This window comes from Shewanella sp. GutCb (assembly GCF_002836135.1).
In the GTDB taxonomy this organism is placed as follows: Bacteria; Pseudomonadota; Gammaproteobacteria; order Enterobacterales; family Shewanellaceae; genus Shewanella.
The window spans coordinates 34,623-51,931 of the sequence record NZ_PJBL01000012.1 but is presented as its reverse complement, the minus strand read 5'-3'; the positions used below and the strand labels follow the sequence as shown (position 1 = coordinate 51,931).

General features: G+C 44.7%; 11 protein-coding genes. 7 read left to right on the top strand and 4 right to left on the bottom strand.

Translation table 11 applies throughout. The features are described 5' to 3' along the window. Positions 1 to 150 precede the first annotated feature (150 nt). The gene (locus tag CXF86_RS07345; protein ID WP_101091837.1) at positions 151 to 1,032 is read left to right on the top strand and encodes a 6-carboxytetrahydropterin synthase; all 882 of its coding nucleotides are present in this window, start codon (positions 151 to 153) and stop codon (positions 1,030 to 1,032) included. A gap of 19 nt (positions 1,033 to 1,051) precedes the next feature. Further along, entirely contained in the window at positions 1,052 to 1,894 is an 843-nt protein-coding gene (locus tag CXF86_RS07340; RefSeq protein ID WP_101091838.1) for a M23 family metallopeptidase, read from the top strand. Positions 1,895 to 2,010: 116 nt separating this feature from the next. Here the strand turns inward: CXF86_RS07340 and CXF86_RS07335 are convergent, their stop codons facing one another. Then, positions 2,011 to 2,520 (bottom strand): DUF2062 domain-containing protein, encoded by a 510-nt coding sequence (locus CXF86_RS07335; protein WP_101091839.1) that lies wholly within the window; start codon positions 2,518 to 2,520, stop codon positions 2,011 to 2,013. 32 nt (positions 2,521 to 2,552) lie between these two features. Here CXF86_RS07335 and CXF86_RS07330 point away from each other — a divergent pair, with 32 nt between their 5' ends. From CXF86_RS07330 to CXF86_RS07310, 5 genes are all read left to right on the top strand, one after another. Continuing rightward, on the top strand, positions 2,553 to 4,919 hold the full coding sequence (locus tag CXF86_RS07330; protein WP_102038687.1) for a DNA internalization-related competence protein ComEC/Rec2: 2,367 nt from the start codon (positions 2,553 to 2,555) through the stop codon (positions 4,917 to 4,919). Positions 4,920 to 4,952: 33 nt separating this feature from the next. Beyond that, complete coding sequence (msbA, locus tag CXF86_RS07325; RefSeq protein WP_101091841.1) at positions 4,953 to 6,770, top strand: lipid A export permease/ATP-binding protein MsbA; 1,818 nt, start codon at positions 4,953 to 4,955, stop codon at positions 6,768 to 6,770. Then, positions 6,771 to 7,769, top strand: a complete 999-nt coding sequence (gene lpxK, locus CXF86_RS07320; protein ID WP_102038686.1) for a tetraacyldisaccharide 4'-kinase — start codon at positions 6,771 to 6,773, stop codon at positions 7,767 to 7,769. 4 nt (positions 7,770 to 7,773) lie between these two features. Further along, complete coding sequence (locus tag CXF86_RS07315; RefSeq protein WP_102038685.1) at positions 7,774 to 7,950, top strand: Trm112 family protein; 177 nt, start codon at positions 7,774 to 7,776, stop codon at positions 7,948 to 7,950. Positions 7,951 to 8,497: 547 nt separating this feature from the next. Continuing rightward, on the top strand, positions 8,498 to 11,563 hold the full coding sequence (locus tag CXF86_RS07310) for an Ig-like domain-containing protein (RefSeq protein WP_102038684.1): 3,066 nt from the start codon (positions 8,498 to 8,500) through the stop codon (positions 11,561 to 11,563). Positions 11,564 to 11,688: 125 nt separating this feature from the next. Here the strand turns inward: CXF86_RS07310 and CXF86_RS07305 are convergent, their stop codons facing one another. From CXF86_RS07305 to CXF86_RS07290, 3 genes are all read right to left on the bottom strand, one after another. Next, entirely contained in the window at positions 11,689 to 14,037 is a 2,349-nt protein-coding gene (locus CXF86_RS07305) for a hypothetical protein (protein WP_257985309.1), read from the bottom strand. 860 nt (positions 14,038 to 14,897) lie between these two features. Then, positions 14,898 to 15,689, bottom strand: coding sequence for a DsbA family protein (locus CXF86_RS07295; protein WP_102038681.1), 792 nt, complete (start codon positions 15,687 to 15,689; stop codon positions 14,898 to 14,900). A 54-nt stretch (positions 15,690 to 15,743) separates the two neighbouring features. After that, positions 15,744 to 17,114, bottom strand: coding sequence for a sigma-54 dependent transcriptional regulator (locus CXF86_RS07290; RefSeq protein ID WP_102038680.1), 1,371 nt, complete (start codon positions 17,112 to 17,114; stop codon positions 15,744 to 15,746). Positions 17,115 to 17,309: the final 195 nt, after the last annotated feature.

Sequence of the window (17,309 nt, the reverse complement as noted above, 5' to 3'; positions counted from 1 at the left end):
TAAAGTGGTCGAATAATAATGCTTATCATTGTAAGCTACAGAAATTCTAAAGAGGGCGGCTAAAAAGCTGCTTTTTACCTGTTATTACATCCTGCAGCCATCGCTGCCTGGACGGTGCAAGGTAGACTGTTTTTCTACCTAGGAGCTCAAATGCAACTGTTTGTTAAAGATTTAACTGTTATTGATTTTTCTTATCTTTGTCCTATTCGTGGCATGGTAGGAGAGAGCTGGATTGTCGATGTTTTGCTCGACGGTGGTTTAGATGAGCAAAACATGGTGCTCGATTTTGCCAAAGTGAAGCGCGTAATTAAAAGTACTATAGACGATATTGCTGATCATCGTTTGTTGGTGCCTACTGCTTGTAGTGAAGTTCGTTGGCAACAGCAAGGTGACCGAGTATGGATGGATTTTAGTAGCCAGCAAGGGGATATACATTTAGCGTGTCCTTCGCAAGCATTTGCCTTAATTCCAAGTGAAATCATCGATTTTGAAAGCGTAAATGCGTTTTTGCAAAAAGCGCTTAAAGAGGTCTTGCCTGCAAACGTTGAGGGGATCTCTTTGACGTTGAGAAATGAGTTCCATGACGCTCCATTTTACCATTATACCCATGGCCTAAAGAAGCATGATGGCAACTGTCAGCGTATCGCTCATGGGCACAGAAGCCCCGTGACCGTATTTGAAAACGGCGCAGCAGCGCCTAAATGGGATGAGTACTGGGCTAAACGCTGGCACGATATCTACCTCGGTAGCGAAGAAGATTGTGTCTCGGTGAACACCCTAACGCTGTCACCACAGACAAACGTCAGCGACAACACTCATTTTGGTTTTCATTATCAAGCGCCACAAGGTGATTTTCAGCTTGCAATGCCAAAAGAGTGTTGCGATGTTTTGCCACATGATACGACGGTTGAATTGTTAGCTGACTACATGGTGCAAACCTTGTCAGAAAAAGTACCCCGCAGTGATTTTAAAGTCATCGCTTATGAAGGCGTTGGCAAGGGTGCAATTGCCAGCCGAAAAGCCAATAACTAGTCTTTTTTAGGATCTCACTTTGAGCAAAATAATCCCTATCGTCATTGCAAGTCTCGTGAGCAGTTTATCGTTGCAGGTAAATGCTCAAGTTGAATTGAATGGCGAGCTTAAACAAGGTTCGTTAATTCGCGCCAAAGTTAAACCGGGTACTCAGGTTTATTTAAACGATGCTGCTATTGATGTAAATTCTGAAGGGCAATTTGCGTTTGGTTTTGCTCGGGAGGCACAACTCAAGCAATTGCTTAAACTTGTTTATCCTGACGGATTAACAGAGTTAAAGCCGCTGACTTTAGCAAAGCGACAATACAAGATCCAAAATGTGAATGGGATCAGTAAGAAAATCATGAAGCCTGATCCCAAAGCCCAAAATCGTGCGGCACAAGACAGTAAGCAAGTCAAAGCGGCACGAACACAATTTACTAAAAGCAACGCGTTTAACCAAACGTTTATTTGGCCGCTAACGGGGCGTATTTCAGGCGTTTACGGCAGTCAACGTGTCTATAATGGTAAACCTGGCACTCCACATTATGGGGTCGACGTTGCCGCAAAAACCGGGACTGTTGTGGTTGCACCTGCTGATGGTGTTATATCGCTTGCTGTTGATGATATGTTCTACTCTGGTGGAACGATGATTATTGATCATGGCTTCGGTGTTAGTTCAAGCTTTTTACATTTAAGTAAGTTGTACGTGAAAGAGGGCCAAGAGATTAAACAAGGCGATAAGGTCGCCGAAGTTGGCGCGACAGGTCGTGCAACAGGGCCTCATCTTGACTGGCGAGTGAATTGGTATCAGATGCGACTTGATCCAACCAGCATCGTCCCTTCGATGAAAAGCGTACTGGAAAATCAAGCAGTGCATTAGCGTCTAAGATGAACCTCTTACATAACAAAAAAAGCAGCGATAAGCTGCTTTTTTTGTTATTAAGATTATTTACGTTATCAAAGCCTGCTGTACAGCATACTAAAAGAGATGGCGTGCTATTCCTTGTTGCGTTTTTTCCACTTAAAGAGCACTGAGTACTTCCATAACGTTTTAATGGTGAAGTAGGACGTAACCGAACACAGTAATCCAAAAACCAAGCAGCCTATTAGAAAAGAGGGGCCAATGGTTTCTATGGATGACTCAACCCATTGCCAACTAGCCTCGAAAGCAAACTCTTGCGGATGATGCCCCAATATTTTTGCCCCTAGTATATAGGCCATATAGAACATAAACGGCATAGTAACGGGGTTTGTGATCCAAACAAGCGCTACGGCAACGGGTAAGTTGACGTTAAATAAAATCGCTAGCGCTGCAGCCAGTACCATCTGAAATGGCATTGGGATCCACGCAACAAAAAGTCCTACAGCAAACGCCCCCGGTGCTGAACGCCTATTGAGAGCCCATAAGTTAGGCTTTAGTAATAGATCGCCGAACATGCGTAGATTTTTATGATTACGCAGTGTTTCAGGCTTGGGCATAAATTTTTTTATAAGTTTTTTTGGCATAACTCGAATTTACTGTCTTAACTAACTTCATTATGAATGGATTCATGTGTGGCTTCTGCGCCACGATATTATCAGCAATGATCTGGCCATCGCTCCCTCAGCTATCCTTGGTGCCGTTGTGTATTCTAATGGCTGTGGTCGTGATTCAGCGTGCCCCTATGTTAGCTGGTTGCTTATTAGCACTCAGCTGGATAACGATGTTCTATGCGTTATTAATGGACTGGGACACGGGTGAAAACACTGACGCTATCAATGTTAGGGGCGAAATCATATCACTAGTTCATGCAAACGGCGACTGGATTAGTATGGATATTATGCTGGTTGATTCAATTTTGCCCCACAAGCTCACAAGAAAGCTTAGATTATCGTGGTCAAAACCGCCAAAAGTTAAGGTTGGCCAGCAGTGGTTATTCACTATTAAGCCCAAGTCGATTACAGGCCCTTTAAATGAAGGAGGGTTTAATCAACAGAAATACCTACTGAGTAAACATGTTTTTGCTAAAGGCAAGGTGACGGCAGGGCTGTTACTCGGCGACAAAAAAGGTGTTAGAGACAAGCTCATTGAACAGTTAAAACCCGCATTGGCTGAGTACTCTTCACAAGACTTGCTGTTTGCTCTTTTAGTTGGCGATCGAAGCCTAATGACATCAGAGCGTTGGTTACAGCTGAGAAATACCGGTACGGGTCACTTGTTTGCGATATCAGGCCTACATTTATCAGTGGCTTGCTTTTGGATATTCCTGCTGAGTAAAACGTTACTGTTTCACTTTTTGCCGACTCAAGGACGGCGTAACAATGTTATCGCTATGGTGCTTTGTGCCGTGACGGCAATTGCTTACGCGTATTTAGCGGGTTTTTCGGTATCAACTCAACGCGCCCTCATTATGCTATTAGCCTATATATCGTCATGGCTATTGAGTCGTTTTTCAAGCAGTTGGGAGAGATTGTTGTATGCGCTATTTATGGTGTTGTTACTGGATCCTTTGAGTCCACTTAGTGCCAGTTTTTGGCTGTCATTTATGGCGTTGACGGTTATTTTAATCACTATAGCAAGGTTTAATCCGCAAAGGCTTGAAGCCTTAGAAACTAACGTGGCGACCAATCAGCCTGCAGTTAGCTCAATTGCCAAAGTATTGCGTATAAAAGTGGCTAATGGCTGCAGTGGCATTCAACACTGGATTGTTGCATTTTGGGCGATACAGTGGCGATTGGCTCTTGTGTTAGGGCTAGTACAAGCGACTTTCTTTGCTGGTACGTCGATAATCAGTATTGCAATCAACTTTCTTCTGGTGCCTTGGTTTAGTTTTGTTGTTTTACCCGTTGCTTTATTATCACTGTTGATATTTATCATGGCAATGTTGGCGGGTGTTGCTCCTGAGTCACTTAATCTTTTTTGGCTGACACAGTTAACGATGGAACCGGTACTGATGCTGTTAGACATGGGCAGCAGTATCGAGTTTGCTTGGCTTGATCTGTCAACACAATGGATAGCTGCTGGACTGAGCGCGATACTTGGGATTTGGCTCTGTTTGCAATTTCGCGCTATGCATTGGCGCTTCGCCTTTAGTGTCATGTCGCTGCCGGCCCTAATACTGGCTTATCAAGCGATATTTGGTGTGCAACATCAGCAATGGAAGGTACATTTATTGGATGTAGGCCAAGGGATGTCAGCCGTGATAGAGCGCAATGGTCGAGCTATTATTTACGATACCGGAGCCCGTTTTGGTGAAAACTTTAGTTATGCCGAGCGTATAATTTTGCCGTTTTTAAAGAGTAAAGGCATTACTAACATTGATTACTTAGTGATTAGCCATGCTGATAATGACCATGCTGGTGGCGTGTCAGTCGTTATGACGGCTTACCCCGAGGCCATCGTTATAGCAGATGATAAAAGGTGGGGCACGGTTAATTGTCGACCTAAAAATATTGTGTGGCAAACCATCAATCTCGAGATTATTGGTCCTTTAATACCTGCTAAAGGCAATAATGGCTCATGTGTGATCCGTTTATTCAAAGATAACAACAGTATTTTGCTCACGGGAGATATTGAACATGAAGCGGAGCAAAAACTTATACATCATAAAGGCATTGCCAGTTCAGTGATGACAGCGCCACATCATGGCAGCAGAACCTCTTCAAGTGCACGTTTTATTGATGCGGTATCACCAACACTGGTGTTGTTTCCTGCGGGGTTTAATAACCGATATGGTTTTCCCAAGAAAGATGTTTGGGCGCGATATGATGATTTGGGTATTGATACGTTAGTGACTGGAGAACAGGGACAAGTCAGTGTTGTTTTTCAGTCTGACAGTACCAAAATTTATACATATCGGTCAGATTTTGCGCCATTTTGGTATAACAAAGTGTTTAGGTTTGGTGAGATCAAAAATCCAGAGTAGAATGCTTCTTTTGCCAATACGTAAATTCTCTCAATGACAACATCTCCTAAAAATGAAGTCTGGACAGTCTTTAAGCGCCTTCTCGGCTATTTGAAACCGCTTAAGAAAGTACTGTTTTTTGCCGTTATTGGCTTAATCATGTATGCATTAGTTGATGCCACATTTATTGCCGTCATCAAACCTTTCATTGATGAAGGTTTTGTCGGGCAAGCAAGTCAAACAGCTTCTGGCGGCCTAAGTAATCTTGATCTTGGTACGAGTGGTGGCTTTAGCTCTAGTAGTGACGTGTTACTGATCGCTCCTATTGTGGTCATTGTGTTGTTTAGCCTACGTGGCTTAGCAAACTTTCTGTCGACCTATTGCATCGCTTACATGAGTGCTCGAGTGATAATGGATATGCGCCAAGAGGTGTTTGAACATTATCTGACTTTGCCTGTGAGTTATATGGACAATGAGAACACGGGTAATCTTATATCCCGCGTGACCTACGATACAGAACAAATCGCCCGCGCGACGGGTAGTGCGCTGATCACTATCGTGCGCGACAGTATTACGGTTGTCGGCATGATAAGCGTTATGTTCTATTTCTCTTGGAAACTATCATTAGTTATTCTGGTTATCGGTCCCATTATCGGGTTGATCATTGCGGTGGTTAGCCGCCGATTTAGAAAAGTGTCGAAGAATATCCAAGCTGCAATGGGTGGTGTTACCGCCGCGACAGAGCAAATGCTTAAAGGCCATAAGAATGTATTATCTTTTGGCGGTCAGGAAACGGAAGCGCAGCGCTTTGCAAAAGTAAATGATCAAAACCGCTATCAAACAATGAAACTCGCAACCGCTCAAGCGATTAGCCAGCCACTAGTGATGATTATTGGCTCATTTGCGATTGCGTTTATCTTATATGCAGCAAGCATTGATAGCATGAAAGCAGAGCTCACAGCAGGTACCTTTGCGACAATTTTGGGTGCTATGCTGGCAATGTTACAACCCATTAAAAACCTTACCCGCGTTAATGCCGAATTCCAACGGGGTATTGCAGCTTGTACGACCGTGTTTGCATTGCTTGATATCAAGCCTGAAAGGGATAACGGAAAGCTTGAAGTTGAACGTGTTAAGGGTGAACTTGCATTTAATAATGTTGATTTCAGCTATTCTGGGCATGAGAAATTGGCGCTAAACGGTATCGAATTTAAAGTTGAACAAGGTCAGACGTTGGCGTTAGTGGGCCGTTCAGGATCTGGTAAATCGACTATCGCCAGTTTGATCACTCGTTTTTATACGGGGCTAAAATCGGGCGAAATCACCCTCGATGGCGTCAATATTGATGAGTACAAGCTCACCTCTCTACGCAGCCAAATAGCGTTAGTCTCCCAACAAGTGACCCTATTTAATGACTCCATTGCCAATAATATTGCTTACGCCTACCCTGGTGAAGCTACGCGCGAGCAGATTATTCACGCTGCGACCCTAGCGCATGCGATGGAGTTTATCGACCCTATGCCACAGGGGCTTGATACCCAAATTGGTGAAGATGGTGTCATGCTCTCTGGTGGTCAAAGACAACGTATTGCGATTGCGCGGGCGATATTACGTAACTCGCCTGTATTGATTTTAGATGAAGCAACATCGGCCTTAGACACTGAATCAGAAAAAGCGATTCAAGGCGGGCTTGATAACCTAAGACAAAACCGAACTTCGATTGTTATTGCGCACCGATTATCAACCATTGAAAGCGCCGATCAAATTCTTGTTGTTGACCAAGGCAAGATTGTTGAGCGAGGCACTCATACGTCTTTGCTTGCAAAGCAGGGCGTATATTACAACCTGTATCAGATGCAGTTTGGAAGCTAAATGCAGTCTTGGGTAAACAAACTCTGGTATGACGGCCATATACTCAGATTTGCGCTGTGGCCGCTATCAATCATTTTTGCAGCTGTCAGCTGGGTTAGGCGAAAGCTGTATATCCTAGGTGTAAAATCGGCAGTCAGATTGCCGGTTCCTGTGATTATAGTGGGCAATATTACGGTCGGGGGCAGCGGTAAAACACCGATGGTCATTTATCTAATTGAACTTCTACGTCAGCATGGATTAAAGCCCGGTGTCATTAGTCGGGGCTACGGCGCGAATATCGATGGCGTGCGCAGTGTACGCCCTAACGATTCTGCAGCGGTGGTCGGAGATGAACCCGCGATGATAGTCGCCAGAACCTCAGTGCCTATGGTTGTGGGGTCTAAAAGGGGGGATGCCGCACATCAGCTGTTATCAGATTTTGATGTCGATATCATCATCAGTGATGATGGATTACAGCATTATGCATTGGCCCGTGATATCGAGCTGATCATTCTTGATGGTGAAAGGCGTCTTGGTAACGGCATGCTGCTGCCTGCTGGCCCATTAAGGGAAGGGTGTTGGCGTACCTCTACGGTCGATCACGTTATTGTTAATGGCGGGGCTGCTAAAGCGAATGAACAGCAAATGCGACTGCAACCAACACTCTGGCATTCTGTCAGCGCTAATAGAAGTCAATTAAAAGCCCCTGAACCTGAGCAAGCCGTGGTGGCGATGGCGGGTATTGGTAACCCAAGCCGCTTTTTTGATACTTTATCGGACTTAGGTTTCAGGCCTGATAAAGTACAGGCATTTGACGACCACAGCGCTTATACCGAAGCAGAACTAACAGCATTCGCGGGTGAACATCCGTTACTGATGACAGAAAAAGATGCGGTGAAATGTCGCGAATTCGCAAAAGATAACTGGTGGTATTTAGCCGTAGATGCGAAGCTACCACCTTCATTTGATCAACAACTTTTGGCCCGCATTAAACAACTGGTCATAGATAAACAAAGGTAACAGCATGGCATTTGATAAAAAATTACTCGAAATTGTTGCTTGTCCAACGTGCAAAGGAAAGCTTGAATATAATAAAGAAAATAATCAGCTTATTTGTAAGTTCGATAAAATTGCTTACCCGATCAATGAAGGCATTCCTGTATTGCTTGAAAACAAGGCCGTGCCGCTGACTGAAAGTTAATCCCATTATGAGCCATTTTCAGACCTCTTACTGATAGGACAAATTTTGGCACTGGAGTGACATATTACAAAAAAGCGCTATTTAGCGCTTTTTACTTTCCGCCACTCCAATGTGGCTTAGTCGTGACTCAGCACGTACAACCCGCTCGCGTAACCCTCTATTTATAAAATGAATATCTGAAGTTGTTAAAACGAGTCATCATAAAATGATACTTTTTGACGTATCTAGGCTTAATATCTGATAACAATTCTCTATCATGGTAGCTCGAAAATCAAACAGACTTGGCCAGCTATACCTTTTCAATTACTTAGCGAACAGTCAGGTTAAAAAATGAGCGATCGATCAAAATTTAACCATATTCATTTGTTGTTCCGCCAACTCCTTTGCTAGTATGCCGTCAGTTTTTACTGGTCAGCCCAGAGCTAGCATGCGCTATAGCTCTCTGCACATGATGATTTAATAATCCTTGTATCAGAAAATTCAAAATAAGAAATCTGTCATTAGATCGATTTAGTTAGGTAAGTTTTACTTTTAGGGGAAATGATTTTTGAACAAAGAAAATGCCATAGTGGCATCGAACTCGGCTGCCAATTTTTTAAAGTTCCCAGCCACGGCATTACTGGTTTTTTCAGCCATCACTTTTTCCGCATCTTCGTTTGCTTCATCTGCACACGAAGAAACACATGCTAGAGTCGGAGCTCATGAGAGAGCTTCAGCCCAAGGTCAAGCAAACCGCCAAACTAGAGATAAACAAGTTTCTAAGCAACAAGTCGAAGAACAGACCTTGATGCTTGCTAATCGTATGGCTGAGTTTCGTCGTGCGAAAAAATCAAATAAGAAGCAGCTTAAGCAAGAGTTAATTGCGTACACTCAGGCCCGCCAAACTCTGCTCATCGACTTAGTTAAAACCGATCCCTCTGCGGCAGTGCGTGCAGTGTTGCCAGTATCTGCCAGAGCCGGTATGCCGGAGGACATTCTGGCTATGTTGACTCAGAAGCGTGAGCTTAAGGGTGAGTTGGAAGTGGTATACGTGGATTATGAAGATGGCAGTCAAGGTCACCTGCGTCATTCGTTAATGACAGATACCGGGCCCGTTGATCTGCACCTGTCCAAGAATAGCAAATTTGATGAACTGAAAACGGGCGTTCGTGTTAAAGCTACAGGCTGGATGTTCAACGGCTCTGATGCCGATCAAATTGATTCAGCTTTAGTGCTCAATGATGAGCTAACGAGTTTACAACTTCTCGCTGATACGGCGATAGCCAGTGTCAGCGAGACTACATTGTCGGGTACATTGGGTGAGCAACGTACACTGGTTATTCTGGTAAACTTTCAGGACAACACCAGCGAGCCTTGGACTGTAAAGGAGGCTGAGGAGTTAGTCTTTGGTACCGTCAACAACTTTTACCAAGAAGCATCTTACGGCCAAACTTGGCTCAGTGGTGATGTAAATGGCTATTTCACCTTGCCGATTGATGCAACGTGTAGCACCAACTCAATCGACAATTATGGACGTCAGGCGGTTATCGATAGTGGCATAGATACCGCGAGTTATGATCGCTGGGTGTATATCTATCCCGAGAACACTAATTGTGGCTGGACGGGCCAGGGAACAATCGGTGGCAATCCTTCACGTGCTTTCATCAATGGCTCGATGACCCTGCGTACCGTTGGCCATGAGTTTGGCCATAACCTTGGGCTACATCATGCCAAAGATCTTGATTGTTCTGATGGGGTATTAGCGGGTCGTTGTTTGTCATTTGAATATGGCGATACTATGGATATCATGGGTAAATCTGGAATCACAGGCCATTTCAATGCTTTTAGTAAGCAGCAACTCGGTTGGATCACCTCTTCAGCGGGCGAAGTTATCACTGCAAGCAGTGATGGTAACTATCTGTTGGATGCCTATGAGACAGCACCGACGGGTGCAGCCAAGGCACTTAGAGTACGCCGCGGTAACGATGCTGTTACTGGTCAACCGCTGTGGTATTACCTCGAGTATCGTCAGGCAATTGGTTTCGACAGTTTCTTAGCCGATATGAGCGGTATAACAGATGGCGTGGTATTGCATCTGGCGACTGAGAACGACATGCAGAGTAACCTGTTACTCGATATGACACCTAACAGCGGCCTTAATGATTTCGATGATGCAGCATTGTTGGCTGGCACCAGTTATCAAGATCTTGATGCTGGCGTGACGATAACGACTGAATGGACCGATACTACCGGAGCGAGCGTCAATGTTAGCTACTCAGGTCTAAGCTGCGTTAAGGCTAATCCAAGTTTGTCATTGCTACCTAATGAAAGTGCTTGGGTAGAGGCGGGCACTGCTGTGACCTATAGTGTATCGGTCACCAACAATGACAGTGCTGACTGTGCAATGTCTGATTATGATGTGTCAGCGCTTGTTCCTAATGGCTGGACGGCGACACAAAAGAGCCTCAGTTTATCAGCAGGGCAGAGTGGTACAGTGACACTTAATGTGAACTCATCAAGTACCGCAGCCGATGGTTTTTACGATATTGCAATCAGTGCAGCAGACCTTAGTGATCGCAACTACGCTCAGACGGGGATGGTGAGTTATGTTGTGGACTCTCCAGCAGCGGTGTGCGTAATGGCTAGCCCAAGATTTACCTTGTCGGTCGACAGCAGTGGTGAGCTCGCATCGGGAGCAATAGCAACCTATCGCGGCACATTAACCAGTCAGGATAGTAGCAGCTGTGCCAGTAGTGATTTCGATGTGACAGCTAACGTTCCTGCCGATTGGCGCTCTGACAACCTTGTGGTGAGTTTAGCACCGGGTGAGAGCCGCAATATTAGCTTAAATGTGGAGTCATCCACAGTGGCTAAAGACGGCACTTATGATTTCGATTTAAGTGCTCAAAATAGCGTAGAAAATAGCTATATAGGCAATGATTTAGCGAGTTATACCGTATCAAACCCACTCGCGACATGTACGCAAACAGCGCCTACTATTGTGGTGTCGAATCCTCAGGGAGCAGAAGTGGTAGCCGGCACGCAGGTTAGTTACAGTGCTACTGTGACCAGTCACGATAGTGAAACCTGTTTGGAGGCCAGTTTTGATGTATTTGCCGATGTCCCTACAGGCTGGAGCGCGAGTAATACCAAGGTGAACCTCGCACCCGGTGCCAGTGCTGTGGTGAATATTAGCATCACCTCTGATGCAGTAACGGCCGAGGGTTCATTTAACATCGCAGTTAATGCGCAAAATGCCACTGACACAAGCTATTTAGGCAGTGACAGTGTCAGTTATACGGTTAAATCGATTGCTAATACGGCCCCTGTTGCGGTTAATGACAGTGTCAGCATGTCATCTAAAACTTCGGTGGTTATCGATGTACTTGCCAATGATTGGGATGCAGAAAGCGATGAGCTTATTATCGTCTCGGTGAGCCAAGGCGCAAAAGGCAGTGTACAAATCACTAGCAGTGGTCAGGTGTTATATACACCAGCAAAGAGCTTTAAGAGCAGCGACAGTTTTAGCTATACCATTAGCGATGGTGATATGACGGCAACGGCTTCGGTTAGCCTTAGCCTGAGCGGTTCTAGCGGTGGTAATGGAAATGGTCATGGCAATGGTAAAAAATAGTCTGTGATATCGTTTACATCTTAAGTCAATTCTTATCGATTGCGATATAAAGAGGGCGGCGGTAATTACCGTCGCCCTCTTGCTATGTCACATTTGAATTATGGTTAACTTTTGAGTGCTATCTGTTACTCAATGGTATTAACTTCAACGGAAACGCCGTTGATTACTTCCGTGCCTTCATCGTCTGCTACGATTGCGACTACGCCGTTAACACCTCCAGCTAAGAAACTGATAGCATCAGTATTCTCGATTCCAGGCCTTAATTCTAAGGTAAAGGCACAACTATAGGTATCGGTACCCGAGCCACTGTAACCAAGCACTGTTCCTATGGCACAAGCCGAATAGGAAACTCCTGCATGTTCACCGCCTATTGCGTTACGGAAAATAAAGTCAGCACCTGCAGCACCATCGACAACGTCAACGCCCATAACAGTAAGATCTGTTAAGGTCACATCTTCGAAACCGCCATTAGATAGCTCTAGCACTACTAGCATACTGGTGGCAAACGCCATATCAGTATCTGGAGCCAGTGGTGTAAAGGTCACAAGAGCGTCATCCGATGCGTCCACATCTTGGCCGTCTTCATCGACACCTCTGATGGTGGCCGTATTTAGATGGGTGTCACCGGCGTTACCTTGCAGACTCTTGGTGATATCACAACTTGCATAATCGCCAGGTTCTAATACAAAGCCACTAAGGGCTGTGTCAGCGATAGGATTGCCATTCACACTGTCGACCATACAGTCACCGGTTAGAATACCGAATGGCACGTCGACAAGACTGCTGAAGGTCACATCATCCACACCTGCAGCGTTAACGGTAAAGGTAAAGTTATAGCTAACATCGCTATAGTTGTTTGGATCGTCACCGGTTTCTAGTACCTCGGTTGGTGTCGCTGTTTTAACCAGGGTGATAGACGATGGCACATCGCGGATATCAACCATTGCTGAGTCATTACCCGTTGCTTGATCAAGCTCATCATCTACCGCTGTAGCTGACACTACATTGGAGTGCAGATCGCCCGCATTGCCGCCAATGAACTTAGTGAAGGTACAAGTGTAAGTACCATTTTCGGCGATACTGGTGGAAAGTGCGGAACACTCATCGGCTAGAAGATCACCAAATACGGTGTCATTTAACGCGGTTAGCGTCAGTGGAGAATCCCAGAACTGGGCATCATTGTCGACCGTAATGGTAAACAGAACATTAGCACCCGGTTCCAAGACTTCCGTTGGGTTAGCGGTCTTGGTTACGGTAATCGCCGGTGCCAGATTGGTGATCTGTACCGTGACTTCGTTACTACAGTGATCGCCTGCAACGCTACTTGGAATAGCTGCACAGCTATCACCGTCAGTGACGATATCACCGTTCTTATCCAACAGAGCTAGCTTGACTAAGTCATCATAGAACTCAGGGCTTTGATCATCGGGCAAGTCTCTGTCGACAATATGAACCGTGAAGGCACAACTGTATGAGGCGCTAGGCAATATTTCACCGCCGTTAGCAGGTTGTGAACAGTTGCTTGCAGTCAGGTACACACCGTCTACCAAAGGCAAGACAGTATCTAGACCACCCCACAGATCGACCGTTCTGTCGAAGGTTCCTTCGCCGCCAATATCAATCTCATCAGTGAGTGATGTGATAAACAGTGAGGTCTGCGCATTAGGGTTAGTAAAGGTCATGGTATAGTCAAATGTGCCGCCTGGCTCAGCGCGAGATGATGGGTGGCCAATGGCTAGTGCTTTAATTACCGTTGGTGGAGCTGGTTTAATAAAGACATCGATATTAAAGGTGTCACAGTTACATTTGGATTTGTTGTTGGGGATCTGCCCAGCGTATGGATCTTCTCCATAGGTACAATTACTTCGTTCGATGTTATCCCAAGCCGCACAGTAAGTGAAGTCGGCGCGATTGTCCTGATCACCATCCGCACACAGCATGGTGATGGTCTCACCCTGTAGTACGTATTCATCTGGGCCATTTGCCTTGGTGATGTCACCACATTGATCGCCGTCTAACTGTACATCAGCGGTCTCGCCACTGTCACCCGGGATCGGTAAGATCATACTACAGTCACGCAGACCGGGACCATGCACGACCTGAGGGCTTGCATCTGTCAAAGGGAGATAGAAGGTGGTATCCCAACGCGCGTTGGCGTTGGTTCGTACGGTCACATCTGCCTCGAAGGAGAATACGTCACCTAAGTTACATTCCGCGCTAGGGTCGGTCGGTGTCACCCTAGTGATCTCGACGTCATTTGCGGTACAGTTAAGTGCATCCTGCGCTAGCTTATTGCCATCTTTCATGAGGTAGGCATCGGCCATACAGTACTTTTCAGTCGGTTCGTTCAGAGCGAGCCAGTCGTAGGCGCCAGCGTTGGCGGTCGTCAGACTCGTGACACCATAGAGGCTTGTTGTACTTATCAGCGCAATACCTAGCGCCCTGATAAGCTGTTTGCATTTAAATCGTTTCATAATATTTACCATCCTATAAGTGAATACGGATAAAACGTGCTAATTACTTGTTGTTTATTAACAACTTTAAACAAAGTTGTTGCTTGGGGTGTTTCAATATTTGGCGTAAAAGCATGGTTGCGCCATGGTTGGCATATTGCCGATAAGGCTGATTACCTGGCTGAAACAAGCGTTTATGACTGGGTTACAGTGAGGTTTATTTCAAACTTATGGTTAAAGAGTAAGCAAGCGTTAGGCCGTTTTGGTAGGTTATTGAATATGTTGATTAAAAACTTAATCGGCTGCGTTTTTAATGCACTTCTGTATCGTTGATGTAACAGCGGCTAATGAAGATTTATCTTAAGTGGTTGTTTGTAAATGATTTGGTTGTAAAGCTGTTCACATTGGCGCTGTAACGCCTGTTACAGTTGCTGTTGTAATACAGAGTAAACAGACTGGCTCAATTGTTGTTTTGCAGAATAGGTTGAAAATATCAATTGGAAATATATTGATCATATTCGGGTTGTGGGTCGTGGTAGACGTAACTTTAGCTCGGTTTTAAATTTAATGAGCAGCGGGGCAGTTTGGCTTGGGTAATAGTGAAAGTCAGGCTGGAGTCATAGAGTCAGTGCAATAGAGCTTTATAAATAGCAGCTCTGTAGTTAAGTGGGTTTAGCGGCTAGGGTAATGGCTGGCCCTTTAACGGATTTTACAGTACCGGATCTTAATCACCGAATTGAGCTGTTATCAAGGTGATAATCCGTTGATGTAGAGTTATTGATAGGACAATTGCCAGTAAGAGATTGATATGAACTGTACTGGCATTGTGCAATCTAATATTGCAACGGATTAACCGATAGCGCCTTCTTGCCTGTGGCTCATTAATCGTTTGCTGCAGGCTTTGCGAGCAGGTCATCGATAAGTAAGGCAAAGGTTTCATAACTTTGCGCGCCAACGACAAGTTTTGGACTTATCAATTGATTGTTTTCAACTCTACCAATGATGAAGCTTGGCGTGCCTCTAATCCCTAAGGAAGTGCCGTAGGCGACATCTTGCTGTATTTTGCTTGCTATCGCTTCATCGAGCAGACAGCTGCTAAATTTGTTCATGTCTAAGGATAAGCTGGTGGCTGCCTGTTGATATACCTCATCACTGAGTTGCTTCATATTTTCAAATAGTGAATCACGCATAGACCAGTATGCACCCTGTTGTAGACTGCAATTTGCGGCTATCGCGGCCCCCTTGGCTTTTGGGTGAAAATTTAACGGGAAATCTCGAGTCAGGTATTGAACTTTACCGGTATCGATGTAACTGGATTTAAGTTTAGGAAAGGTTTGGTCGATAAAACGTTTGCAGTAAGGGCACTGGTAATCAGAAAACTCAATAATGGCAAGTTGTGCGGTTTTTTCGCCCAATAAGGGCAGAGTGCCATTTGCCGTTAAGTCAGTTTGAGTGGGCAAGGTTTTATATTGCGGTTTCTGTGAGCTCATTGCGATGGTATGTATATCGTTAACTTGGCTGCCTATGCGACTGATATCCTTTTTCAATAGGCTAACGTCTTGCTTGAGTGAGCTTATCTCCTCTTTTAATTTTGCGTCACCTTGTGGCTGGCAAGCTACAATAAATAGCGATGTCAGTATTAACACAATAGATTGTTTTTTATATCTTAACATTGCCGCGATCCTCGATGTCTAAATGAATGTGGGTTGCTATTGCTATTGCTATTGCTAGAGTTTGATTTTGCATTTTTTAATGAGACGATAAAAAGTCGTTCTGGATATTTTTAGTTCGCGCGCGGCGGCTGATATGTTGTGGTCATTACGTTTGATAGCGTCTAGTAGCAGTTCTGTATCTATCTCAACTCTATGTTGCGCTAGGTTGACGATGTCGCTTCCATCTAACGGATATTTTGGAACTTTGATCCCTAAGTCCGTTTCGCTTAAATTTTCACTCTCGGCCATAATAATGGCACGGTGTATACGATTTTTAAGCTCTCTCACATTGCCTGGCCATTCATACTCAAGCATCGCCGCCATCGCTTGCGGTATAAGGGCGTATGGTTGGTGGGTAGGACTATATTGATGAAGGTACTCCTTTGCGAGCAATGTAATGTCAGCTTTATGATCTCTGAGGCTAGGCGCATGAAGATGTAATATATTGATCCGGTAGTAGAGATCTTCTCGGAAACGTCCCTCTTCGATTGCGGTTTCTAAGTTAATATGAGAGGCGAATATAATCCTACAATTAATGGTAATTGTTTTACTGCCACCTAAGCGTTCAATGATGTGCTCTTCCAGAAACTGTAATAGATTCACTTGCGACTCTAATGAAAGATCACCAATTTCATCAAGAAACAAAGTGCCATTGTTAGCTCGTTCTATGTGGCCAATATATTGTTTGTCGGCGCCAGTGAAGGCGCCTTTTTCATGGCCAAACAGCTCTGAGTGGATCAAACTGGCAGGTAAAGCCCCGCAATTGATGGTAATGAATGGACCATTGCTACGTTTTGATTGGCTATGAATCAAATGTGCGCACAGGCCTTTACCCGTGCCCGTTTCTCCACTGATTAAAACCGCCTCATCGACCTTAGCGACTTTAGCTATATTTGATCTTAGTGTATTGATCAGGCCTGAGTTACCTAATAACGGGTTTTCATGGTGAAGGTGATTAACTGGCGGTGGACTTTGTTGCTTTAATCGCGCCATACCATAGGCATGACCTAATGTTTGGTTGAAGTGTTCCCAGTCGATGGGTAGATGATGATAGTCGGTGAAGTAACGGGGTAGACACGATGCTAATTGATCATTATCAAGCGTGCTGTCCACCGATATAGCCACCCATATGAGGTTGTCTTGGGCCTCATTAAGCGCGTTGATAGTATGCAATACTCGTTGCAGCTGAGTCGCTGATATCAGCGCTATAGCGACATGGAAATTATATTTTTGCAACGATTTTATAGCAGCCGAAAGCGTATTGGCATGGAAACAGCGCCAATGAAATTGTTTAAGTTCTTCTCCGCAGCAAATCCTTTCACTTGTGAGATCGAGTATTAAAATATCTCTATAAATGATATCTACTTTATGCTGGAATTTGTTCACGATATTCCCTTAGAGGAATGCTGTGTCAGTACTGTGATAGCGAAAGATTAATGGTTAAATTCTAGGAAGGATTAGAGGGATCGCAAGTCAGTTGTAAAATAATACGCCATATAATTGACGAGTGGCAATATTTTAACGCTGCTAATGGTGCTAACACCCTCATATTATGTTGATGTTATCTTTGTAGGATAAATT